Here is a 23,162-nt window from a genome sequence, read left to right as displayed (position 1 = left end):
CGTCAGAGGGTGAGGCCGCGGTCGAGGACGTCCAGCGTGCGGGTGATGAGCGGGATGAGGTCTTCCCGCTGGCCCTGTTCGACCCAGTACATGAGCGCTTCGTGCATCGCTCCGAGGATCGCGCTGGTGACGACCCGCAGCTCCATGTCGTCCGCGTCGCGCCCGGAGCGCTCGGCGAGGACGGAACAGAGCATCCGGGCCGACCGGCTCATGCTCTCGGCCTGCCGGCCGCGCAGGGAGGGCACTTCGCGGACGAGCCTGGTGCGCTGCCTGAGCTCGGCGATGTCGTGGTCCATGATGTGGCGCATGGCTTCGAGCACGCCCTGCCGGATGGCCTCGACCGGCGGTTCGTCGGCGGGCCGGGCCCGGATGGCGGCCTCCATCACCGGGTCGTACTCGTCGGAGAGGACGATGTCCTCCTTGGTGGGGAAGTAGCGGAAGACGGTGCTGGGGGAGACGTCCGCGGCCTCGGCGATCTGGTCGATCGGCGTCGCGTCGTATCCCTGCCGCTCGAAGAGCAGGTAGGCGGCGCGGCGGATCGCCTGACGGGTCTGGATCTTCTTCCGCTCGCGCAGCCCGAGCCGGGGCTCTGACGGCATGGCGGACGAGGTGTTCGCGGGGGCCATGCCTGCATTCTCGGGCATCGGCCTTCTCGGGGACCACAGCCTGACCGGGGGCGGACGACCGGCCGGGGCGGATGTCGGGCGGGAAGGCGGCGGTGGGCCTCGCGGCCACAGTGGCGGCGCTGCCGGTGACGGGCGGGGCGAGGTCCACGCCGTGGAGGTACGCGGCGTCCGCCGACCGGGTGCGGGCCTCGCCGCTCAGGCGGGCCGCCACCTGGCGCGCGGCACCACCGGAGGCGCCTGCCGGGCCGGCCGCCGACGGCGGGAGCCCGGCCGCGCCGGGGCCGGGGGCGCGCGCGACCGCGATCAGGCCGCCGAGCGCGGCGACGCCGACGGCGCCCGCGACCTGACGTAGCGTCACCCGCGGTCCCGAGCCGTTGCCCGCGCGGTCGCGCGGCAGGGCGGCCGGCGCGCCGTCCAGGGCGCGACGCTGCGACAGTGACTCTCAAAAGGAAGTAACCGTCAATCACTACGGGCTCTTAATGACATGCTGATTGTCAGTGGGGTATGTGACGCTGGGTGCTGGGCAGGGGTGGGAAGAGTGATGAGCCGAAGGGGGTGGCGGCCGTGCTGGCTGTGATGAAGCTGCTCGCTGTGCTGGTGGGAGCGCTGTGTGTCGGGGGCTATGTGATCGTCGGCGAGATCGCCGTGCTGCTGGTGGTGCTGGCCGGTGTCGGTGGCCTGACATGGCGAGTGGCCGTGGCATCGAGGCCACGGCCACTGGGTGCGGCTGGCGGGGGGCGCGCCGCGCGCCCTGCGCTCAGGGGCTCAGGCGTGCGAATAGGCGACGAGCGAGATGCCCACGTAGTGGACGACGAAGGCCGCCAGCGTCAGTGAGTGGAAGACCTCGTGGAAGCCGAACCAGCGCGGTGACGGATTGGGGCGCTTGATCCCGTAGATCACGCCGCCCGCGCTGTAGAGCAGGCCGCCGACGATCACGCAGACGAGCACGGCGATGCCGCCCGTGCGCAGGAAGTCGGGGAGGAAGAAGACGGCGGCCCAGCCCATGGCGATGTAGCAGGGGGTGTAGAGCCAGCGCGGCGCGCCGACCCAGAAGACGCGGAACGCGATGCCCGCGGCCGCCGCCGCCCACACCGCCCACAGCAGCACCTGCCCCCGGCCGCCGGGGACGAGCAGCATGGTCAGCGGGGTGTAGGTGCCCGCGATGATCAGGAAGATGTTGGCGTGGTCGAGGCGGCGGAGCACGGCGTTGGCGCGCGGGCTCCAGTCGCCGCGGTGGTAGAGCGCGCTGATGCCGAAGAGCAGGCAGGCCGAGAGCACATAGACCGCGCAGGCGATCCGGCCGCGGGTGCTGTCGGCGAGCGCGGTCAGGAAGACGCCGGAGATCAGCACGGCGGGGAACATCCCGGCGTGCAGCCAGCCGCGCAGCCGCGGCTTGGCGGGGAAAGCGGAAGCGTCGGGCGAGCCGTCGGCGGAGGCCGCGACGGCCTGGCCCGAGGCCGGTCCGGGAGTCCGGTCGGCGGTCCGGTCGGCGGCCTGGCCCGGGGGCGGGCCCGCGGGCCCGCCGTGCGCGGCGGTGGACGCCGCTCCGGTCGCTGTCGGTCCGTTGGCGTGGGGAGGTGCGGCGGGAGGTTCGGCGGCCGCTGCGCCGGCGGAGGCGGGGTGCGCGGGAGGCGCTGCGTCGGGCGCGGAAGTCATGGCCGTCATGCTACCTACGCAACCGTAAGTTACGGATCAGTATCACGTGGCGATGGTCACGGGGGTGCCCCCTGGACAGAACGGAAGCGGAGTCGGATGATCAAATGAGTGCGGGCGGCACCGGATGAGCGGTCACGAAGCGTCTGGGTCGCAGCCCCCAAGGGGCAATCCATCCAGGGAACATCCAGAAGAAACGGACCACGCCGTCGGAGCAGCTGCCGCGGCCTGGCCCGTCAACCCTCAACATCTACGCCGGGGCAGCGTGGTCTCCGGCGGGACGGAGCGATCGTGGCGCGCAGCAATGCGGCTCCCACCACCCCCACCAACCACCAGGAGCTGATCTCCTGGGTCGACGAGATCGCCGCCCTCACACAGCCGGACCGAGTGGTCTGGTGCGACGGTTCCGAAGCCGAGTACGAGCGCCTGTGCGAGGAGCTCGTCGCCAAGGGCACCTTCAGGAAGCTTGACCCGGTCAAGCGCCCCAACTCGTACTACGCCGCCTCCGACCCCAGCGACGTGGCCCGCGTCGAGGACCGCACGTTCATCTGCTCCGCGAAGGAGGAGGACGCCGGCCCGACCAACCACTGGAAGGCCCCCGCCGAGATGCGGGAGATCTTCGCCGGCGAGGGTGGGCAGGGCGGGATCTTCCGGGGCTCGATGCGCGGCCGCACGATGTACGTCGTGCCGTTCTGCATGGGCCCGCTCGGCTCCCCGCTGTCCGCGATCGGCGTCGAGATCACCGACTCCGCCTATGTCGCCGTGTCGATGCGCACCATGACCCGCATGGGCCAGGCCGTGCTCGACGAGCTCGGCACCGACGGCTTCTTCGTCAAGGCCGTCCACACCCTCGGCGCCCCGCTCGCCGAGGGCGAGGCCGACGTGCCGTGGCCCTGCAACACCACGAAATACATCTCGCACTTCCCCGAGGACCGCGAGATCTGGTCCTTCGGCTCCGGCTACGGCGGCAACGCCCTGCTGGGCAAGAAGTGTTACGCCCTGCGCATCGCCTCCGTCATGGCCCGCGACGAGGGCTGGCTCGCCGAGCACATGCTCATCCTCAAGCTGACCCCGCCGCACGGCGAGTCGAAGTATGTCGCCGCCGCCTTCCCCTCGGCCTGCGGCAAGACCAACCTCGCCATGCTGGAGCCCACCGTCTCCGGCTGGACGGTCGAGACCATCGGCGACGACATCGCCTGGATGCGCTTCGGTGACGACGGCCGCCTCTACGCCATCAACCCCGAGGCCGGCTTCTTCGGCGTCGCGCCCGGCACCGGCGAGCACACCAACGCCAACGCGATGAAGACCATGTGGGGCAACTCCGTCTTCACCAACGTCGCCCTCACCGACGACAACGACGTCTGGTGGGAGGGCATGACCGAGGAGCAGCCCGCGCACCTCACGGACTGGAAGGGCAACGACTGGACCCCGGCCTCCGGGACCCCGGCCGCCCACCCCAACGCCCGCTTCACCGTCCCCGCCTCGCAGTGCCCGATCATCGCGCCCGAGTGGGAGGACCCCAAGGGCGTCCCGATCTCCGCGATCCTCTTCGGCGGCCGCCGCGCCTCGGCCGTCCCGCTGGTCACCGAGTCCTTCGACTGGCAGCACGGCGTCTTCCTCGGGGCCAACGTCGCCTCCGAGAAGACCGCCGCCGCCGAGGGCAAGGTCGGCGAGCTGCGCCGCGACCCCTTCGCCATGCTCCCCTTCTGCGGGTACAACATGGGCGACTACATGGGCCACTGGCTCGAGGTCGGCAAGGGCAAGGACGCCGCCAAGCTGCCGAAGATCTACTACGTGAACTGGTTCCGCAAGGACGCGGAAGGCCGGTTCGTGTGGCCGGGCTTCGGCGAGAACAGCCGGGTCCTGAAGTGGATCGTCGAGCGTCTGGACGGCACGGCCGAGGGCGTCGAGACGCCGATCGGCATCCTGCCGTCGAAGTCCGCGCTGGACACGGCCGGTCTCGACCTCGACGACGCCGACCTGGACTTCCTGCTCAGCGTCGACAAGGACGTGTGGCGCGAGGAGGCGTCCCTGATCCCCGAGCACCTCAACACCTTCGGTGACCACACGCCGAAGGAGCTGTGGGACGAATACCGCGCGCTGGTCCAGCGCCTGGGTTGATGTCGCCGCCCGCCCCGACACGCGGGGCGGGCCCCGGATCCCTCAGAGCTGCTGACGGCGTACGGCGGTGACGAAGGCCGCCCATGCGGTGGGGGAGAGGGCGAGTACGGGGCCGGTGGGGTTCTTACTGTCGCGTATGGGGACGCAGTCGGGGATAGCGAGGGCTGCTTCTATGCAGTTGCCGTGGTCGTCGTCGCTGTGACTGCTCTTGGTCCACGTCACGAATGACGTCCAAGCGGTGGGTGGCATGGCCAGCATCGGGCCGGTGGGGTTCTTACTGTCGCGTATGGGGACGCAGTCGGGGATACCGAGGGCTGCTTCTATGCAGTCGCCGTGGTCTTGATCGCTGTGGCTGCTCTTGGTCCAAGTGGCCGCGCTGAGTTCGGTCCTCTTCATCGTGCCCGTACCCTTCCATCGCCTCGCTGATGAGGGTTGCTGACTCGCTGGCCGACAGGGCGTCAGCCCTGAGCAGATCGTACCTCTGGGTATGGCGGGCGACGACGGCTGGATCGTCGTTGAAGTGGCCTCGGTGCAGCGACTCCGTGTAGATCCACTCATGCCCATCGGGGAGTCTGATGATGGACATGGAAGCCTTGGGGCGCACGATGTTGGGCGCGTGTGCCGGGGCGACCTGAATGCGGACGTTGGGCTGCTTCGCGAGGTTGAGCAGATGGGCGCACTGCCCCTGCATGATTTGATGACTGCCGACCACATTGCGGATGCAGCTCTCATCCAACACGGCCATAGTAGCGGCCCGTCCGGGCAGAGGAAGCGCTCTTGTCTACTCATGCGAGCGCGTACGCGTTCTTCCGTTTCGGTTCGATCGACTCTGGAGAACAGCGCCCGTGCGTATTCCTCCGTCTGAAACAGGCCCAACACGATGTGCGACTCGTACTCATGGATGGACACAGCCTCCTGCTCCATCGCCACCCGCCGCTTGAACCAGTCCGGCCGCTCCACTTCTTGGTACCAGTCGATGCGAACCCATAGCCGCATCAACATCCCACCCGTGCCGAGCTTTTCGTCGCACCGCTTGACGAACCCCTCCTTAGGGACGCGCGTCGCCGCCTCCACCCGTGCCACCTGCGAGCGGTCGCACGGGATCAGCGCCCCCAGCGATTCCTGTGTGTGGCCCGCCGCCTCGCGCAGGTGCTTCAAGAGTTCACCGAAGACGGCCGCCGTACTCGCACCCGGTTCCGGCCTCGCCGTGGACGTGTGTCGATTCACTGGTTCCCCTCCGCGTCTGTGACAGATGACCTTGGAACGCCGGGAGCGTTGCGGCCCCCTCCCCCGACACGCAAACCTGTTGTGGGTCAAGGAAGTTACTGCCCACGGGACCGAAATGCGTGAGGAACCCCGCATGCCGCACACGACTCCCTCTCCCTATGTGCCGGAAATCGGCGAGACCGTGCTCGATGTCGCACGGGACCGCGTGGGAGAGATCATGGCGAAGGGCAATGAGAAATACGCTCTGCGTCCGCTCGGAGGTGGACGCGAATGGGATGTCGCACCGTCGGACATTCGGCCGTTGTCACGGGAAACAGCATTGAGCATCCGGGTCGCGGAGGCCAATGTTCGTTCCACGGGGCGTGTTTCCTGCCGGTATTGCGACCGATTGCGAGTGGAGAAAGTCGTGGCGTGGCGGGAGCTCGACCGGGAGCAAGTGTTCCGGATCGACGAGGAATTGGAGGAGCACGCCAGGACGGGGCACCCGCCACTGCGCGCCGAGGGTTTCGGCCCGTCTCGGAGGTGACCGCTTCTTCCATGCGACCCTGTCCCCATGACCGACGACATGCGTGACAAGGACCTGCCGCACCGGCTGCTGACTGCCGAGCGCGACGTCTTCATCCCCCTCCTGCGCCGTACCGCGCCGGAAGCGTTCGCGCTCCGTACCGCGGGATGCCCGGACTGGACCGTGCGGCAGGTGCTCGCCCACTGCCAGGCCGTGCTCGCCCGCGTCATCGAAGGCCGGCTGGAGCCCGGGGTGTTCTCGCCCGCCTCCAACGCCGCCGACGTGGCCGAGCGCGACGCGTGGCCGCTGGAGCGGCTGGTGGACGAGCTGGAAGCCGGCATGACCGAGGCCGGGCCCGCGATCGCCGCACACGAGAACCAGAGGCTCCGCCTCGTCGCCCTCGGGGAGTGGGTGCACGCGGGGGACGTCCGCGACACCCTCGGGGAACCGGGCGCGTACGCCGCCGCCGACGATGCCGTGTTCGACCTCCTCGCCTTCGGCAGCCGTGGCCGCAAGGGTCCCTTGGTGCACGCCGAGTTGACCGACCGCGCGGAGCCGCTGGTTCTCGGTGTGCAGGATGCGGACCGGGCGCCCGCCAGGCTCGTCACCGATACGCCGACCCTCATCCGCCTCTACGCCGGGCGCCCCTTGAACGGTGCGCACTTCGAACTCACCGGAGCGGAAGCGGAAGAGCTGAATATATTCGGCTGACCCACGTGCGCTGTGGCAGCTGAGATCATGGATGTATGAGTCTTGTCGTGTATCGCATCTGTGCCCTGGCCACGCTCGTCGCCGGAGTGATCCTGGGCCTCTGGGTCATCTTCGGCGAACCGCACGAGTGGGAGGGAAACCTGAAGTTGCTGCGGTTCGCCCTGGGGCTGGCGGTGCTGGGTCTCATAAGCGGCAGTGCGAAGCTGATGTTCCCGAGCGCCTCCGAGGAAAGGTAACCTCCGCGCCCGGCCGGGCCGTTCAGCCCGCGTCCGCGATGCCCAGTGCCGCCGCGTGGGCGCGCAGGCGCTCGGCCGCCAGGGCCGCGCCGGGGGAGTCCGCGCAGGAGGTCGCCACGACCAGCGCCTGCCCGGCGAGGGTGTGGGCGCGCTGGTGGAGGGCGGCCAGGCGGGACGGGGCGGCGCCGCTCGCCGTCGGGGTCGCCCTCAGCGGCGGGCGGCCGGCGCTCAGGGCCGTCACCCGGTCCGCCAGGCGCTGCGCCGCCTCGTCCAGTGCGGGCGACGGGGCGAGCGCGCGGAGTTCGTCCGTCACGGTGAGCAGCGCGGTCAGGTGGCCCGCGAGCCGGATGTCCAGCTCCTCCTCGCGGGAGCGCTGCGGCCCACGGGTCCTGCGGCACGGTTCGCCCATGGTGTGGACCGACTTCGTGCGGATCGGCTCGTACATGGATGGCCTCCTGCAATCGCTAAGAAGGCCATCCTAACTTAGACGGCGTCTAAAGTTGTTCTGCTTACAGATCGGGCGCGGGCTATGGCTGGCTGTAACCGTCCAGGAAGGTCCCGATCCGGGTCACGGCCTCCGCCAGGTCCTTGGCGTTCGGCAGCGTGACCAGGCGGAAGTGGTCCGGCTCCGGCCAGTTGAAGCCCGTGCCGTGCACCACCATGATCTTCTCGGCCCGCAGCAGGTCCAGGACCATCTGCCGGTCGTCCTTGATCTTGTAGACCTTCGGGTCGAGGCGCGGGAACGCGTACAGCGCGCCCTTCGGCTTCACACACGTCACGCCCGGGATCCGCGTCAGCAGGTCATGCGCGACATCGCGCTGTTCCAGCAGCCGGCCGCCCGGCAGCACCAGGTCCGTGATGCTCTGCCGCCCGCCGAGCGCCGTGGCCACCGCGTGCTGCGCGGGCATGTTGGCGCACAGCCGCATGTTGGCCAGGATCGTCAGGCCCTCGATATAGCTCTCGGCGTGCGCCTTCGGGCCGCAGACCGCCAGCCAGCCGCTGCGGTAGCCCGCGACGCGGTACGACTTGGAGAGGCCGTTGAAGGTGAGCGTCAGCAGGTCCGGGGCGATCGCGGCGGTCGGCGTGTGCGTCACGCCGTCGTAGAGGATCTTGTCGTAGATCTCGTCGGAGCAGACGATCAGGTTGTGACGGCGGGCGATCTCCGTCAGCCCGCGCAGCATCTCGTCGTCGTAGACCGCACCCGTGGGGTTGTTGGGGTTGATGATGACGATGGCCTTGGTGCGGTCGGTGACCTTGCGCTCGATGTCGGCGAGATCCGGCATCCAGTCCGCCTGCTCGTCGCAGCGGTAGTGCACGGCCGTGCCGCCCGCCAGTGACACCGACGCCGTCCACAGCGGATAGTCCGGGGCCGGCACGAGCACCTCGTCGCCGTCGTCGAGCAGCGCCTGCATCGACATCTGGATCAGCTCCGAGACGCCGTTGCCCAGATAGACGTCCTCGACGGAGAGTTCGATGCCCTTGGTCTCGTAGTGCTGCACCACCGCGCGCCGCGCGGACAGCAGGCCCTTCGCGTCGCCGTAACCGTGCGCGTCGCCGACGTTGCGCAGCATGTCCTCGAGGATCTCGGGCGGACACTCGAAACCGAAGATGGCGGGGTTGCCGGTGTTGAGCTTGAGGATGCGGTGACCTGCCGCTTCCAGCCGCATCGCCTCCTCGAGCACCGGGCCACGGATTTCGTAGCAGACGTTGGCGAGCTTCGTTGACTGGATCACCTGCATGACGGCCACCTTACGGGGGCGTAAACGGGGTCGCGCGCGCATTAACGCCGCCCGGGTTCGCCCCGGACGGGCCCGGCGCGCCCCGGGTCACCCGGCCGGCGTGCGCCGGACCGTGCGCCCCGCGATCACGTCCGTACGCCTGCCGTCTTCCATTACAAAGCGCCCGTCAATCAGGACAAAAGGAATGCCGGTCGGAAGCGTCCTCGGGGCTTCGAAAGTGGCACCGGCGGAGACCGTCTCCGGATCGAAGAGAACGAGATCGGCGCGGTATCCCTCCCGCACGAACCCCCTGTCCGGCAGCCGCAAGCGCGCCGCCGGACGCGACGTGAGATGCGCCACGCACTCCTCCAGCGACAGCACGCCGAGCTCGCGCACGTAGTGGCCGAGGTAGTGCGGGAACGTGCCGTACGCCCTCGGATGCGGCTTGCTGCCGTGCAGGATCCCGTCGCTGCCCGCCGTGTGCACACGGTGCCGCATGATCGCCCGGACGTTCTCCTCGTGCCCCACGTGCTGGAGGATCGTCGGCCCCAGCCGGTCGGCGATCAGCAGCCGGCGGGCCGTCGTCCACGGCTCCTCACCGCGCAGCCGGGCCGTGGCGGCGACGGTCCTGCCGACGTGATCGCGCAGAGCCGGATCCGTGACTCCGGAGATCTCTATGCGGTCCCAGTCGATCGGTACGCCGTGACAGCCGTCCGCGCCCTCGACCTCCATCACGTGCCGGATCCGCTCGGCGGCCGCGTCGTCACCCAGCCGCGCGAGCGTCGCCTCCGGGCCGCCCTCGCCCGCCCAGCTCGGCAGCATCGCGGCGAGCGTGGTGCAGCCGGGGGTGTACGGATAGGTGTCCAGCGTGATGTCCGCGCCCCCGGCGAGCGCCTTGTCGAGCAGGGCCAGCAGCTCCGGCGCGCGGCCCTTGTTGACCCCGAAGTTCATGGTGGCGTGCGCCAGGTGCAGCGCGCAGCCCGCCTCCCGGGTGAGGGTGATCATCTCCTCGTACGCGGCGAGGGCGCCCGCTCCGTACGAACGGTGGTGCGGGCAGTAGTAGCCGCCGTACGCGGCCACGACCCGGCACAGTTCCGTCAGTTCGGCATCGGTCGCATACATTCCAGGTGTATAGGTGAGTCCGGACGAAAGCCCGACCGCACCCTGCGCGAGACCCTCTGCCACAAGCTGCCGCATCCGCTCGGTCTCGGCGGCCGTGGCCGGCCGGTCCTCCCAGCCGACCACCATCGCGCGGACCGTGCCCTGGGGCACGAGGTACGCGGCGTTGACGGCCGTCCCCTGACGGTCGAGGCGGTCCAGATACCCGCCCACGGAACGCCAGTCGAAGTCGATACCGCCGCCGTCGCCGTTCCACCCGGTGATCTGGGTGCGCACCTCTTCGAGCGTCCGGTCGGTGACGGGCGCGTACGAGAGGCCGTCCTGCCCGATGACTTCGAGGGTGACGCCCTGCGCGGCTTTCGCGGTGTGCGCCGGGTCCTGGAGGAGGGCGAGGTCGGAGTGGGCGTGCATGTCGATGAAGCCGGGCGCCAGCGCCAGGCCGTGGGCGTCCAGGGTGCGTTTCGCTGTGGGGCGGTTCGGGGTGCCTTCGGGGTGGATTTCTTTGATCCGGCCTTCGGCCAGGGCGATGTCGGCTCGGTAGGCGGGGTTTCCTGTGCCGTCGATGATGGCGGCGTTCTGGATGACGAGATCCATGGGGTACGCCTTTCGTTGTGGCGGGGAATTTGTTCCCCGGTCCCGCCCCTTCCCGAAACTGGGGCTCTGCCCCAGACCCCGATGTGCGGGTCCATTGCCGCCTGCGGCGGCGGGAGCGGCCTGCGGCCGCGTCGGTCTGGGGCGTAGCCCCCTTTCAGGAAGGGGCGGGACCGGGGGATAAAGCCCGCCGCGGGCGCCCTCTCGCGATCAGAAAAACGTCCGGACATACCCCGTAACCACACCCGACTCCGCCGCCAACGGAATGAGCTGCCACCTGTCGAAGACCGTGCACGGATGCGAAAGCCCCAGCCCCACCCAGTCACCGACCTCAAGCTCGGAATCCTCCGCCAGAGAAACGAACGCGTGCTGATCCGCGAGCCCCACCACGCTCATCCCCGTCGCAGGACGCAGAGAGCCGTCACGGGCCGAGCGGACGACCTGAGGTTCGGGGAGGTCCAGGTCGTACGACGCGTCCCGCTTGCCCGCGTTGAGGTAGGCGCGGCCCGGCTCGGGGCGGGAGACGACCTGGGCCCAGAGGCGGAAGGCGGGCCGCAGGGCGCCCTCTTCGGGGTGGCGGTTGAACGGCGTCCTGCGGCGGTACGAGCCGTCGTCGTGCGTCACGTACGCCCCGGAGCGCAGCAGCTTCAACACCGGTGCGGAGAGCGGCGGGAGCTCGCCGAAGACCTCGGCCACGGCGTCGAACCACGCGCTGCCGCCCGCGCTGACGACGATCTCCTCCACGCCCGCGAAGCGGCCCGCCCTGTCGAACTCCACCGCCAGCGCGGTCATCCGCCGCAGCCAGGCGCGCACGAGATCGCCGTCGGCGTTCGGGATCTCCGCCTCGTACCCCGCGACGCCCACCAGGCGCAGCGTGTCCGTGGCCGCCACGGCGTCGGCGACGGCCCTGCCGTCGGCGTCGGTGCGGATGCCCGTACGGCCGCCCTCGGCGCCCAGTTCGACGACGACGTCCAGGGGGCGGGTCGCGTCGGCCGCGCGCAGGGCGGCGTCCATCAGCTCGACGCCGCGTATGGAGTCGACGTATGTGATCAGGCGGAAGTCCGGGTCGGCGGCGAGCTCGGCCGCCAGCCAGCGCAGGGCCGCCGCGTCCACGACCTCGTTGGCGAGGAAGACGCGCTGGATGCCGAAGGCGCGGTACACGCGGACCTGGGTGGGCACGGCGGCCGTGATGCCCCAGGCGCCGTGTTCCAGCTGGCGCTTCAGCAGCTCCGGGGCGAGGGAGGTCTTCCCGTGGGGCGCGAACGCGAGGCCGTGCTCGGCGGACCAGCGCTCCATGAGCGCGAGGTTGTGGTCGAGCGCCTCGGCGGAGAGGGCGAGCACGGGCGTGGTGAAGCCGCCGGTGAACAGCGAACGGCGCCCCGCCGCCAGCTCACCGACCGTCAGGCCCTCGGCGTCCGGGGGCAGGCCCTTGAAGCGGTGGTCGACGCGCTCCTCGGCGAGGCGGGCGAGGGCGTCTCCGGCGGCGGCCATGGAGCCTCCAGGGTGTGAGGACGGCGTTGCGATATGTGCAACTTCCATTGCGTATAACGCTTGCCGCTGTTTAACATCCCGGCAAGCGCCGGGTCAACGGTTCGCCGGGCTCGCGAGGGGACCGTGACACAGCGCGCACACAGCGCGGAACGAGGGGGGGATCATGGCTGCCGACCCTGGGGATCCGGACGTCGTCTGCCTCGGTGAGTCCATGGTCACCTTCCACCCCACCCGGCCCGGCCGTCTCGCCGATGTACCCGCCTTCGAGCGCGGCATAGGCGGCGCCGAATCGAACGTCGCCTGCGTGCTGGCCGCCGCCGGGCACCGCGCGCGGTGGGTCGGCCGGGTCGGCACGGACGGCTTCGGCGACCACCTGGTGGAGGCGATCGCCGCGTACGGCGTCGACGTCACCCGCGTGCGGCGCGACCCCCAGCGGCCGACCGGCGTCTACTTCCGCACGGCGGGCGAGCGCGCGGTGGACGGCCTGCCCGGGGCGGGCGCGTCCGAAGTGGTCTACTACCGCGCCGGATCCGCCGCTTCGGCGATGTCCCCGGAATCCGTCCCGGCCGCCGACGTGTGCTCCGGGCGGATCCTTCATCTGTCCGGCATCACGGCCGCGCTGTCCGCCGACTGCCTCGCCCTCATGCGCGAGCTCACGGAGCGCCGGGACGGCCGGCCGCTGGTGTCCTTCGATGTGAACTACCGGCCGGCGCTGTGGAAATCACCGGCCGGTGACGTGCTCGCCGAGCTCGCCCGGGGCGCCGACATCGTCTTCGTCGGGGAGGACGAGGCCGAGGCGGTGTGGGGCGTCCGGGAGCCCGACGCGGTGCGTTCCTTCCTGCCGGAGCCGTCCGCACTGGTGGTGAAGCGGGGAGCGGGCGCGGCGGTGGCGTACGCGGCCCTCTGTGACACCGGCGGCACGTCGTCCGCACCCGCCGACCGCGTCGTCAGCGTGCCCGCCCTGCGCGTCGACGTCGTCGCACCGGTCGGCGCCGGGGACGCCTTCGCGGCGGGCTTCCTCTCGGCGACGCTGCGCGGGCTGCCGCTGGAAGCACGTGTGCGGAACGCGCACCTGACGGCCGCCGCCGCGCTGACCGTGCCGGGCGATCTGGGCGTGCCGCCGGAGCGCGCGTACGCCGACCACCTCGTGTCGCTCGACGACGACGGATGGGGGAGACTGCGACTCGGCCCCGGCTGGACCGGCCGGAGCGTCAGCGTGGAAGAGGGCACCGCCGTATGAGCCAGACCGTCGACCGTGCCCTCACGATCCTGCCGCTGCTCGCCGAGGGGCCCGCCAATCTCGAACAGGTGGCGCGGCGGCTCGACGTCCACAAGTCGACCGCGCTGCGGCTGCTGCGCACGCTGCACGAGCACGGGTTCGTCTACCGCCAGCAGGACCAGCGGTACCGCCTCGGCGCCCGCCTCTTCGCCCTCGCCCAGCAGGCCGTGGAGAGCCTGGACGTACGCGAGATCGCCCACCCGCACCTCGTCGCCCTCAACGAGGGCTGCGGCCACACGGTGCACCTCGCCGTCCTGGAGGACAACGAGGTCCTCTACATCGACAAGGTCGAGAGCCGTTACCCCGTACGGATGTATTCCCGCATCGGCAAGCCCGTTGCGATCACCGTCGCCGCCGTCGCCAAGCTGCTCCTCGCCGACCTGCCGGAACCGGAGCGCCGTGCCGTCGCCGAGCGGCTCGACTATCCCTCGTACACCGCCCGTTCCACGCCGAACGCCGCCGCTTATCTCAAGGAACTCGCGACCGTACGCGCGCAGGGGTGGGCCACCGACTTCGGCGGCCACGAGGAGTCCATCAACTGCGTCGGGGCACCGGTCCGCGGCGTCGACGGGCGCGTGGTCGCCGCGTGCTCGATCTCCGCGCCGAACGTCGTCGTCTCCGCCGAGGAACTTCTCCACCTGCTCCCGCAGTTGCGCCGCACCGCGGACGCCATCAGCGCGGAGTTCTCAGGAAACACCGCACCGCCCACCAACTCCCCCAAGGAGAAGGCATGACCGAGAAGCTCGAAAAAATCGCGATCACCCCGGCCGGTCACTTCGCGCCGCCCGCGAAGTTCTCGCACGGCGTGAAGAAGGGCAACATCCTCCAGGTCGCCGGCCAGGTCGGCTTCCTGCCCGCCGCGGAGGGCGAGGAGCCGGTGCCGGCGGGTCCGACGCTGCGCGACCAGACGCTCCAGACTCTCGCCAATGTGAAGGCGGTCCTGGAGGCGGGCGGGGCGGCGTGGGAGGACGTCCTCATGCTCCGGGTGTACCTGACGGATCCGGGGCAGTTCGACGAGATGAACGCCATCTACAACGAGTACTTCGCCGATCTGAAGTCGGTGCCGTCTGCTCGTACGACGGTGTATGTGGGACTGCCGGGTGATCTCCTCGTCGAGATGGACGCGCTGGCGGTTCTCGGCTGACGGGGGTTTCCAACGGGGTGGGGGTGCGGACTGGTCGCGCCTGCGGCGGGCTTTTTCCCCAGCCCCGCCCCTTCCCGAAACTGGGGGCGAGCCCCCAGCCCCCCCGGCAACACGGCTTCGCCGCGTTGTCCTCAAACGCCGGACGGGCTGAATTGCGCACCCTGGGCAGCAGAATCACGACTACGGTCCGCACATTCAGCCCGTCCGGCGTTTGAGGACGCGGCCGCAGGCCGCTCCCGCCATTGGGGGCACCCCCGGACGGAGTCTGGGGGAGGAGCTGGGGGAGGCAACGAAACGCGCGGCCGGGGGTCTGGGGCACGAGCCCCCCCACGCGGCGGAGCCGCACATCAGATGCAGCCGGGAAGGGGCGGGGCTGGGGACAGCCCGCCGCAGGCGCAAGCGACCCGCCCCCCCCAACGGCCCCGCCGGCAGGCGACGCGGCGGCGAGCCCCACGAGGGAGCCACATGCAAAGCACCCCAGCCCTCCTCGCCATAGCCACCCTCGGCATGGCCCTGCTCCTCCTCCTGATCATCAAGATCCGGCTCCAGCCCTTCGTCGCCCTTCTCACCGTCTCCCTCGCCGTCGGCCTCGCCTCAGGTCTCTCCGTCTCCCAACTCCTCGGCACGGTGCAGAAGTCGGACGCCGTCTCCGTCGTCGAATCCGGCATGGGAGGCACGCTCGGGCATATCGCGGTCATCATCGGTCTGGGCACGATGCTGGGGTCGATCCTGGAGGTGTCCGGCGGGGCGGAGGCGCTGAGTTCGCGGCTGCTGGGGCTGTTCGGCGAGCGGCGGGCGCCGCTCGCCATGGGGCTCACCGGGGTCGTCTTCGGCATCCCGGTCTTCTTCGACGTCGGCATCTTCGTGCTCGCGCCGATCGTGTACGCGGCGGCCAGGCGCGGCGGCCGGTCGATCCTGCTGTACGCGCTGCCGCTGCTGGCCGGGCTGTCGATGACGCACGCGTTCCTGCCGCCGCACCCGGGCCCCGTGGCCGCCGCCGGGCTGCTGCGGGCGGATCTCGGGTGGGTGATCCTGATGGGTGCCGCGGCGGGCCTCCCGGCGGTGCTGGCGGCGTGGGCGTACGCGGCGTGGATCGGTGAGCGCCTCTTCGTGCCCGTGCCCGAGGAGATGGTGGAGGCGGCCCGCGAGGCGAAGGCCGCGGTCGCCGGGGACGGCGCGCCGGACGCGGTGCCCGTGCCGCTGGGCACGCTGCTGGCGATCATCGGGACGCCGCTGGTGCTGATCCTCCTCGCCACGTTCTCCTCCGTGGCGTTCGACCCGAGCACGGGCCGCTCGGTCGTGGAGTTCCTCGGGCACCCCTTCGTCGCCCTGACGATCGCGCTCTTCCTCGCGTACTACCTGCTGGGCATCCGGCGCGGCTGGTCGCGCCGGTCGCTGGAGAAGGTGTCGACGGCGTCGCTCAAGCCGGTGGGCAACATCCTGCTCGTCGTCGGCGCGGGCGGGGTGTTCGGTGCCGTGCTCAAGGCGAGCGGGGTGGCCAAGGCGCTGGCGGACACCTTCGACAGCGCGGGCCTGCCGGTTATCGTGCTCGCCTGGCTGATCGCCGTCGTCCTGCGGGTCGCGCAGGGGTCGGCGACGGTCGCGATCGTCACCACGGCGGGCATCGTCGCGCCGCTGGTGTCGGAGGCGCACTACACGCAGCCGCAGCTCGCGCTGGTGATCGTCGCGATCTCGGCGGGCTCGATCTTCGCCTCGCACGTCAACGACGGCGGCTTCTGGATGGTCGCGACGTACTTCGGCATCTCCGAGCGGGACACGCTCGCCTCCTGGACGGTGCTCGAATCGGTGCTGTCGGTCGCGGGGTTCGGGGTGGCCTGCGCGCTGAGCGCCGTCGTCTGACCGCTGCCGTACGTGCCGGTTCCGGACAACTTCCCTTTCACTTATGGCTGATTGATTGCGCCGGACCCCACCACCCCCAACAATGCACACGTCAAAACCAAGCACGTCGTCCCGGATGCCTCCAGAGAGGACCCACCCCCCATGACGCGCATCAGCAGACCCCTCGTCGGTGCCCTCGCGACCCTCCTGCTCACCGGGGCCACCGCCGTCGGCGCCGGTACGGCCTCCGCGGCCCCGCAGGCCCCCGCGGGCAAGGCCAAGGCCGTCGGCTTCGCCGGCACGGTCGCCCTCAGCAACTGCTCCGGATCGCTGGTCAAGCTGCCCAACTCCGGTGACAACGACCCCGGTCTCGTCATGACCAACGGCCACTGTCTGGAGACCGGCATGCCGGGCCCCGGCGAGGTCATCACCGACCAGCCCTCGTCGCGTACGTTCACGCTGCTCAACTCCTCGGCGGGCAAGGCCGGTACGCTGCGCGCCACCAAGGTCTCGTACTCCACGATGACCGACACGGACGTCACGCTCTACGAGCTCGACCAGACGTACGCGCAGATCAAGCAGCGCTACAGGATCGACGCCCTGAAGGTCTCCGGCGACCACCCCACCGCGGGCACGCCGATCAAGGTGGTCTCGGGCTACTGGAAGAAGATCTACTCCTGCGACGTCGACGGCTTCGTCTACCGTCTGCGTGAGGCCGACTGGACCTGGAAGGACTCCCTCCGCTACACGTCGACGTGCGACGTCATAGGCGGGACGTCCGGTTCGCCCGTCATCGACGCCAACTCTGGCCAGGTCATCGCCATCAACAACACGGGCAACGAGAACGGCGAGCGGTGCACCGAGAACAACCCCTGCGAGGTCGACGAGAACGGCCAGGTGACCGTTCACCAGGGCACCAACTACGCCGAGGAGACGTACGGCATAGGCAAGTGCTTCGCCCCGGGCAACAAGCTGGACCTGTCCCTGCCGGGCTGTGACCTCCCCCGCACGGACGAGGGGCTGGCGCGGCACCGGTAGCCGGGTAGCGGCCCGCCGGAGCGCGAACGCCGGACGGGCGGAAAGCCGCCCGCCCGGCGCCGGGAAACGCGCCCCGTCCGCTACGGCAGCGCGTGCACGTGCGGGCCGACGCCGCTGGACCAGGCGTCGCCCGCCGCCGCGTCCCAGTTCGTCGACCACGTCATCGCTCCGCGGATCCCCGGGTACGTCCGGGACGGCTTGAAGGAGCCGCAGTTCGTGCCGTTCGCCAGGCAGTCGAGGGCGTTGTCGACCACCGACGGTGCCACGTAGCCGCCGCCCGCCGCGCGGGCGGAGGCGGGCAGGCCGAGGCCCACCTGGGCGGGGTCGAGGCCGCCCTCCAGCTGGACGCAGGCGAGGGCGGTGAGGAAGTCCACCGTGCCCTGGGAGTAGACCTTGCCGTCGCAGCCGTTCATGGAACCGCTGTTGTAGAACTGCGTGTTGACGACCGTCAGGATGTCCTTGATGTTCAGCGCGGTCCTGAAGTAGCCCGCGGACGGCGACTGCATGTCGATGGTCTGCGGGGCCATCGTGATGACGAGCTTGCTGCCCGCCTTCGCCGACAGGGCGCGCAGCGCCTGCGTCATGTAGGTGGGGTTCAGCCCGTTCTCCAGGTCGATGTCGACGCCGTTGAAGCCGTACTTCTGCATCAGGGCGTAGACGCTGTCGGCGAAGTTGGCCGCGGAGGCCGCGTCGTTGACGGAGACGCTGCCCTTCTCGCCGCCGATGGAGATGACGACGCTCTTGCCCGCCGCCTGCTTGGCGGCGATGTCGGCCTTGAACGCGGCCTCCGAGTAGTTCAGCGCCGGGTCGAGGGTGAAGCTCACCGCTCCGGGCGTGGCCGTCGCGTCGGCGAAGGCCACGGCGATGATGTCGTACTGGCTCTGGACGTCGCTGATCTTCTGGACCTTGGCGCCGTTGTCGAAGTTCTGCCAGTAGCCGGTCACCGCGTGCTTCGGCACGGACGGCCCGCCGCCGCTGCCCGCGCCTGTCGTGACGGTGACGGCCGTCGATCTCGCGGACTCGCCGGCGGCGTTCGTGGCCGCCACCTCGAAGCGGTACGAGGTCGACGGCGCGAGCCCGGTCACGGTGGCGGAGGTGCCGCTGACGGACTGCGCCTTGGTGCCGTCCTGGTAGACGTTGTAACCGGTCGCGCCGGAGACGGGGTTCCAGGTGAGCGCCACCGACGAGGAGGACGCCGCCTTGGCCGTGAGTCCGCCGGGCGCGGCGGGCACGGGGTCACCGGGATCGCCCGGGTCGCCGGGGCCGGTCAGGGCGACGTCGTCCGCGACGTACGCCGGCTGGCCGTACCAGCCGTGTGTGTAGACGGTGACGGACGTGGTGTTCGCGCCCGTGCTGAACGTCGTGCTCAGCTGCTGCCAGCCGCTCGCGGACGGCGTCCACGTGGAGACGTCCGTGGTGCCGGTGCCGCTCGCCCCGAGATAGACATACGACCCCTGCACCCACGCGCTCAGGGTGTACGAGGAGTTGGGCCGCACGCTGACGGTCTGCGCGCACCGGGCGTCGTCGGAGCCCGCCGGAGTGGCCTTCAGCGCGCTGGTGCCGCTGTGCGCGGGTGAGGTGACGGTGGTGCCGCTGTCGCTCGAACAGGTCCAGTTGGAGAGACCGGACTCGAATCCCGGATTCCTGACGAGGTTCACGTCCGCGGCATGCGCGGGCGAACCGCCGAGCGCCGTCAGGCCGGCGGCCGCGAGGGCGGTCGCCAGCAGTGTGCCCAGGCGGCGTCTCGTTCCGGTGCGGTTGCTGCGTATCGGGTGTTCCACTGCGGCCTCCGGTGGGACGGGAGTTGAGGGCGTGACGTCGGGGAGTGCACCTGGGGGGTCGCCGCCGTCTGGCGTAAAGATGGTCTAGTCCAATGCGTCCGTCAATACATCCGTCACGGCTTTCCGCACAGACCCCCAGGCCACCGCGTGGGCACCCCGGCCAAACCCCGAAGGGCGGTTCTCAGCCGCTCCATTCGTGGATAAAGTGCGGAGGCGCCAGCACAGGGCGGTATCGAACTGCGTCCGCCGCGGCCCCCCGCGGCCGGAGTGAACGGGGAAGCCGACGTGCCCATTGCGATAGCGGTCACCAGCCCCGATCTGGTGCTGCCGCCCGCCGACGGACAGACCCCCGACGCCGCCGTCTTCCAGCCGCCCGAGGCACAGCCGCTCGACACCGCGGTCACCCAGACCGCGATCCTGCTCGACCAGTGCGGCTATGTGGCCGCCCTCTACCCGGACTCGCTGCCCGCCCCGTACGTCCGGCGCCTGCGCACCGTCCGTTCCGTCCTGGAGAGCGACAGGATCGCTCTGCTGCCCGTCGCCCTGCCGCCCCTGGCCGTCGCCGTGCTGGCCCGCCAGCTCCGTCAGCTGTCCGTCTCCGACCTCAGCCCCGGCGTGCTCGCCTCCGCGGCCCGGCTGCTCGCGCACTACGTCTACGCGGGCGCCCAGCTCGCCAGCGTCGCCCGGCTCGACCGGGTGGACGTCGGGCTCGGCGCCTACCTCGGGTCGTTACTCCCGGGCGCCCGGTTCGCCGCCCTCGTCAACCCGGTGCCCCGCCTGATGAGCACCGCCGGTGACGAGGCGCCCGACGGCCCCGGATTCGGCACCCGGCTCACCGTGGCCCGCGGCAGGGCCCTCAGGGGCGACGACTGGGTCGTGGACACCCTCGCCCCCCACTGGCGCGTCCAGGGCGTCCAGGAGGCCGCCCTGCCCGCCGAATCGGCCCGCTGGTGGGGCACCCAGCGGGCCGTCGAGTTCGCGGCAGCCATCCCCGACCCCTCGGTGCTCTACCAACTGGTGTCGTCCGTACGGCGCGAGGAATGCCACTGGTGCGGACTCGAACTCATCGGGGACCGCTGCGCGTTCTGCGCCGGACCGCTGCCGCGCGCCGCCGGCGGGCACACGCTCGACCCGCCCGCCCGGCAGCGCCTCACGCCGGCCGGAGGCTGAGCCGGCATGCCGCCGCACCCGCCCGCCCCCTCGCGTCACTGCCGGCCCCATCCCCGAACGAGGTCCGCCGCCCCATGAACTCACGCCAGCGCCGCGGGATCATCCTCCTGCTCCTGTCGGCCCTTTGCGCCCTCGGCGCGTTCGCCGGGGTCTTCTCGGTCATCCACGACGCGGAGTCGAAGACCGGCCCCGGGGCGACCGCCTACCGGCTGCGCGCCGACATCCCCGCCTATCAGCCGCTCGAAGAGGCCCGTGACCGCTTCGAGAGGATCTCGATGCCCAAGCGCTGGCTGCCCTCGACCGCCGTCACGGACCTCGGCCGGCTCACCGGCAAGATCGCCGTCACACCGCTGCGCAAGGGCTCCCTCCTCCAGGAGGACATGATGGCCGCCCGGCCCGAACTCAAGCCGGGACAGCAGGAGATCGCCATCATGATCGACGCGGCGACGGGCGTCGCGGGGAAGATCAACGCCGGCTCGAAGGTCAACATCTTCGCCACCTTCGACGGCAAGGACCAGGGCACCAAGCCCGTCTCCAAGGTCATCGTGAGCGACGCGCAGGTCATCGCCGTCGGCAGGCTCAAGGCCCTCGACCGCGACAGCGGCTCCACCGGGGCCACCACCCGACGCGCGGGCGAGGCCGTGCCGATCACCTTCGCCCTCGACACCAAGGACGCCCAGCGCGTCGCGTACGCGGAGTCTTTCGCCTCCCATGTGCGGCTCGCCCTGGTCGCCCCCGGCGACGACTCCGGGGTCAGCGGCGCGGACCGCACCTACACGCTCGACAGCGACAAGTGACGGCGACGGACAGCGGTCAGGAGAGGCAAGGGACACGGTGACGATCAGAATTCTCCCGGCCATCGGCGACCCGGACGCCGCCCGTGCAGTCGGCGGCCTCCTCGGCCAGCTCCCCGGTGTCGAACCCCTGCCGACCGCCGGGGACTCCACCCGGCTCCTCGACACGCTCGCCGTCCTGGGCGCCGCCTCGGTCGAGGAGCTCCCCGAGGTCGTCCTCGTCCACGAGCGCCTCGGACCGTTACCCGCGCTCGAACTCATCCGTGAAGTGGCCCTCCGCTTCCCCGCCACCGGCGTCGTCCTGGTCACCGCGGCCCCCAGCCCCGCGCTCTACGCCGCCGCCATGGACTCCGGCGCCCGCGGCCTCGCGGCGCTGCCGCTCTCCTACGACGAACTGGGCGCCCGGGTGCAGGCCGCCGCGCAGTGGGCCGCGGGCGTCCGCCGTCACCTCGGGGGCGGTGGCGAGGGGACGGCCGGCGCGGCGGGGCCGGGCGGCACGCTCCTCGCGGTCACCGGCGCCAAGGGCGGTGTCGGTACGACCGTCACCGCCGTCCAGCTCGCGCTCGCCGCCTGTGCCGCCGGGCGCAGCGTCGTCCTGGTCGACATGGACCTCCAGTCCGGCGACGTCGCCTCCTATCTGGATGTGCAGTTCCGGCGGTCCATCGCCGATCTGGCGGGCATCAGCGACATCTCCCCGCGCGTCCTCCAGGACGCCGTCTTCCCGCACCCGGCCGGGCCCGGCCTGCTGCTCGCGCCCGCGGAGGGCGAGCGCGGCGAGGAGGTCGGCGACCTCGCGTCCCGGCAGATCGTGGGCGCCCTGCGGGGCCGCTACGAGCTCGTCGTCGTGGACTGCGGCACGCAGATCACCGCCGCCTGCGCGGCAGTTGTCGAGACCGCCGACGTGGCCCTGCTCGTCACCACACCGGACGTGGTGTCCGTACGGGCCGCCAAGCGCATGGTCCGGCTCTGGGAGCGGCTCCAGATCCGCAAGGCGTCCGAGACGGTCACCGTCGTCAACCGGCACACCCGCAGCGCGGAGATCCAGCCGTCCCTGGTCGAGCGCGCCACCGGCACCCGGACGGCCCGCACGACCGTCCCCGCCGGCTACAAGGAACTCCAGGCCGCCGTCGACTCCGGCCGCATGCAGGACCTCGACGCCCGGTCCGCCGTCCGGCAGGCCCTGTGGACCCTCGCCGCCGAACTCGGCGTCGCCTCCGGTCCGTCCACCGCCCAGTCCGGCAGACCGCGCGCCGCGGCGCACGCGGACCGCTCGCTCACCGGGGGGCTGCGGAGGCGGCGGGCGGCGATAGGGGCGGGTGGGGGTACGGGCGGCTCCGGGGGTACTGGCCCCGATCAGCTCGCGCCTGTTCCGACCAGTCGCTTCCGACGGCGCGGTGGTGGTGACCGGGGGCAGGTGGCTGTGGAGTTCCTCGGCATCCTGCCGTTGATTCTGGTGATCCTGGCCGTGGTCTGGCAGTGCGTACTGATCGGCTACACGTATTCCCTCGCCGGGGATGCCGCCGACAAGGGCGCTCGGGCGGGTGCGGCGGGGGGTGACTGCGTGGCGGCGGCTTCCGCGGACGTACCGGGCGCTTGGGGGAGTGATGGCGTGGGGTGCGGGGTGGAGGGCGGTGTTTACCGGGCGAGGGTTTCGCTGTCTGTGCCGGTGCTTTTTCCTGGGGCGGTGAGTTGGCCTTGGCGGGTGTCCGGGTCGGCGGGGGCGGCTTCCGAGGAGGAGGGGTGAGGGGGGTGCGGGGTGCTCTGGGGGCTCGCCGTTGCTGGGTGCGGGTTGCTTGCGCCTTTCGGTGGGGTGGCCTCAAGCGCCGGCCGGGCTGGTCTGTGGTGGGTGTCGGGGGTGGGTCTTCCGGGCTGGGGACCTGGAACGCGGTGCGGGTGCCGTTTCGCGTATGGAGTGCCCCGAATTCGCACCGCGTTCCGGAACCCCACCCTCCAGCCCCACCCCCTCCCGCCGGAGGGCGACAGCGGGTTGTGGGGGCACGCCCGTCACTTCTCTTCAGCCCGTCCGGGGTGCTCATTTCAGCCCGTTGGGGGCACCTCTGGGGGCGCCCCCGGACGGAGTCTGGGGGAGTTGGCCGGGGGATTTTGCGGACAACGCGCG

21 protein-coding genes and 1 pseudogene are annotated in these 23,162 nt (G+C 71.0%); 13 read left to right on the top strand and 9 right to left on the bottom strand.

The annotated features are described in order from the left end of the window. Positions 1-2: 2 nt before the first annotated feature. Positions 3-626 (bottom strand): TetR/AcrR family transcriptional regulator, encoded by a 624-nt coding sequence (locus ACH427_RS21755; protein ID WP_398871463.1) that lies wholly within the window; start codon positions 624-626, stop codon positions 3-5. Here ACH427_RS21755 and ACH427_RS21750 point away from each other — a divergent pair. After that, on the top strand, positions 625-978 hold the full coding sequence (locus ACH427_RS21750) for a hypothetical protein (RefSeq protein ID WP_398871461.1): 354 nt from the start codon (positions 625-627) through the stop codon (positions 976-978). The two genes, ACH427_RS21755 and ACH427_RS21750, sit on opposite strands and share 2 nt — an antisense overlap. Before the next feature lie 413 nt (positions 979-1,391). On the opposite strand, the gene ACH427_RS21745 is transcribed toward ACH427_RS21750, so the two are convergent. Next, positions 1,392-1,988: a hemolysin III family protein gene (locus ACH427_RS21745; protein WP_398871496.1), complete on the bottom strand. Its 597-nt coding sequence runs from the start codon at positions 1,986-1,988 to the stop codon at positions 1,392-1,394. Between the two features lie 582 nt (positions 1,989-2,570). Between ACH427_RS21745 and ACH427_RS21740 the strand changes: the two genes are divergently transcribed. After that, positions 2,571-4,400, top strand: coding sequence for a phosphoenolpyruvate carboxykinase (GTP) (locus ACH427_RS21740; RefSeq protein ID WP_398871459.1), 1,830 nt, complete (start codon positions 2,571-2,573; stop codon positions 4,398-4,400). Positions 4,401-4,442: 42 nt separating this feature from the next. Here ACH427_RS21740 and ACH427_RS21735 read toward each other — a convergent pair whose 3' ends face one another. Both ACH427_RS21735 and ACH427_RS21730 read right to left on the bottom strand, forming a co-directional pair. Continuing rightward, complete coding sequence (locus tag ACH427_RS21735; protein WP_398871494.1) at positions 4,443-4,724, bottom strand: DUF397 domain-containing protein; 282 nt, start codon at positions 4,722-4,724, stop codon at positions 4,443-4,445. Then, positions 4,675-5,558, bottom strand: a pseudogene (locus ACH427_RS21730) (helix-turn-helix domain-containing protein). The gene ACH427_RS21735 and the pseudogene ACH427_RS21730 overlap by 50 nt, the downstream one beginning before the upstream one ends. Positions 5,559-5,760: 202 nt before the next feature. Between ACH427_RS21730 and ACH427_RS21725 the strand changes: the two are divergent. Genes ACH427_RS21725 through ACH427_RS21715 form a run of 3 tightly spaced genes read left to right on the top strand, consistent with a single transcriptional unit; the run spans position 5,761 to position 7,079 of the window. After that, entirely contained in the window at positions 5,761-6,153 is a 393-nt protein-coding gene (locus ACH427_RS21725; protein WP_398871457.1) for a hypothetical protein, read from the top strand. A 27-nt stretch (positions 6,154-6,180) separates the two neighbouring features. Continuing rightward, a complete protein-coding gene (locus tag ACH427_RS21720; RefSeq protein ID WP_398871455.1) occupies positions 6,181-6,843 on the top strand; it encodes a maleylpyruvate isomerase family mycothiol-dependent enzyme in 663 nt (220 codons plus the stop codon). 35 nt (positions 6,844-6,878) lie between these two features. Next, positions 6,879-7,079 carry a hypothetical protein gene (locus ACH427_RS21715; protein WP_398871453.1) on the top strand — a complete coding sequence of 67 codons (201 nt, stop codon included), beginning with the start codon at positions 6,879-6,881 and terminating at the stop codon, positions 7,077-7,079. A 22-nt stretch (positions 7,080-7,101) separates the two neighbouring features. Here the strand turns inward: ACH427_RS21715 and ACH427_RS21710 are convergent, their stop codons facing one another. From ACH427_RS21710 to ACH427_RS21695, 4 genes are all read right to left on the bottom strand, one after another. Further along, the gene (locus ACH427_RS21710) at positions 7,102-7,524 is read right to left on the bottom strand and encodes a hypothetical protein (RefSeq protein WP_398871451.1); all 423 of its coding nucleotides are present in this window, start codon (positions 7,522-7,524) and stop codon (positions 7,102-7,104) included. Between the two features lie 82 nt (positions 7,525-7,606). Then, complete coding sequence (locus tag ACH427_RS21705; RefSeq protein WP_398871449.1) at positions 7,607-8,818, bottom strand: pyridoxal phosphate-dependent aminotransferase; 1,212 nt, start codon at positions 8,816-8,818, stop codon at positions 7,607-7,609. Positions 8,819-8,905: 87 nt separating this feature from the next. After that, positions 8,906-10,585: an amidohydrolase family protein gene (locus ACH427_RS21700; RefSeq protein WP_398871492.1), complete on the bottom strand. Its 1,680-nt coding sequence runs from the start codon at positions 10,583-10,585 to the stop codon at positions 8,906-8,908. Between the two features lie 132 nt (positions 10,586-10,717). Then, positions 10,718-11,998, bottom strand: coding sequence for an amino acid deaminase (locus tag ACH427_RS21695; protein ID WP_398871447.1), 1,281 nt, complete (start codon positions 11,996-11,998; stop codon positions 10,718-10,720). Between the two features lie 163 nt (positions 11,999-12,161). On the opposite strand from ACH427_RS21695, the gene ACH427_RS21690 reads away from it, so the two are divergent. From ACH427_RS21690 to ACH427_RS21670, 5 genes are all read left to right on the top strand, one after another. Then, entirely contained in the window at positions 12,162-13,238 is a 1,077-nt protein-coding gene (locus ACH427_RS21690; RefSeq protein WP_398871445.1) for a sugar kinase, read from the top strand. Next, the gene (locus ACH427_RS21685) at positions 13,235-14,011 is read left to right on the top strand and encodes an IclR family transcriptional regulator (protein ID WP_398871443.1); all 777 of its coding nucleotides are present in this window, start codon (positions 13,235-13,237) and stop codon (positions 14,009-14,011) included. The genes ACH427_RS21690 and ACH427_RS21685 overlap by 4 nt, the downstream gene beginning before the upstream one ends. Next, the gene (locus ACH427_RS21680) at positions 14,008-14,421 is read left to right on the top strand and encodes a RidA family protein (protein ID WP_398871441.1); all 414 of its coding nucleotides are present in this window, start codon (positions 14,008-14,010) and stop codon (positions 14,419-14,421) included. The genes ACH427_RS21685 and ACH427_RS21680 overlap by 4 nt, the downstream gene beginning before the upstream one ends. Positions 14,422-14,886: 465 nt before the next feature. Further along, positions 14,887-16,281 carry a GntP family permease gene (locus tag ACH427_RS21675; protein WP_398871439.1) on the top strand — a complete coding sequence of 465 codons (1,395 nt, stop codon included), beginning with the start codon at positions 14,887-14,889 and terminating at the stop codon, positions 16,279-16,281. 150 nt (positions 16,282-16,431) lie between these two features. Next, the gene (locus ACH427_RS21670; protein WP_398871490.1) at positions 16,432-17,298 is read left to right on the top strand and encodes a trypsin-like serine peptidase; all 867 of its coding nucleotides are present in this window, start codon (positions 16,432-16,434) and stop codon (positions 17,296-17,298) included. A gap of 80 nt (positions 17,299-17,378) precedes the next feature. On the opposite strand, the gene ACH427_RS21665 is transcribed toward ACH427_RS21670, so the two are convergent. After that, complete coding sequence (locus ACH427_RS21665; protein WP_398871437.1) at positions 17,379-19,079, bottom strand: chitinase; 1,701 nt, start codon at positions 19,077-19,079, stop codon at positions 17,379-17,381. 285 nt (positions 19,080-19,364) lie between these two features. On the opposite strand from ACH427_RS21665, the gene ACH427_RS21660 reads away from it, so the two are divergent. The 3 genes from ACH427_RS21660 to ACH427_RS21650 all read left to right on the top strand — a co-directional run bounded on the left by ACH427_RS21660 (position 19,365) and on the right by ACH427_RS21650 (position 22,787). Continuing rightward, a complete protein-coding gene (locus ACH427_RS21660; RefSeq protein ID WP_398871436.1) occupies positions 19,365-20,249 on the top strand; it encodes a hypothetical protein in 885 nt (294 codons plus the stop codon). Between the two features lie 74 nt (positions 20,250-20,323). Then, the gene (gene cpaB, locus ACH427_RS21655) at positions 20,324-21,046 is read left to right on the top strand and encodes a Flp pilus assembly protein CpaB (RefSeq protein ID WP_398871434.1); all 723 of its coding nucleotides are present in this window, start codon (positions 20,324-20,326) and stop codon (positions 21,044-21,046) included. 37 nt (positions 21,047-21,083) lie between these two features. Further along, positions 21,084-22,787 (top strand): CpaE family protein, encoded by a 1,704-nt coding sequence (locus ACH427_RS21650; RefSeq protein WP_398871431.1) that lies wholly within the window; start codon positions 21,084-21,086, stop codon positions 22,785-22,787. Positions 22,788-23,162 lie beyond the last annotated feature (375 nt).

Origin of the sequence: Streptomyces sp. NPDC020379 (genome assembly GCF_044387105.1) — a bacterium.
Classification (GTDB): domain Bacteria; phylum Actinomycetota; class Actinomycetes; order Streptomycetales; family Streptomycetaceae; genus Streptomyces.
This window is presented reverse-complemented; position numbering and strand designations above follow the sequence as displayed.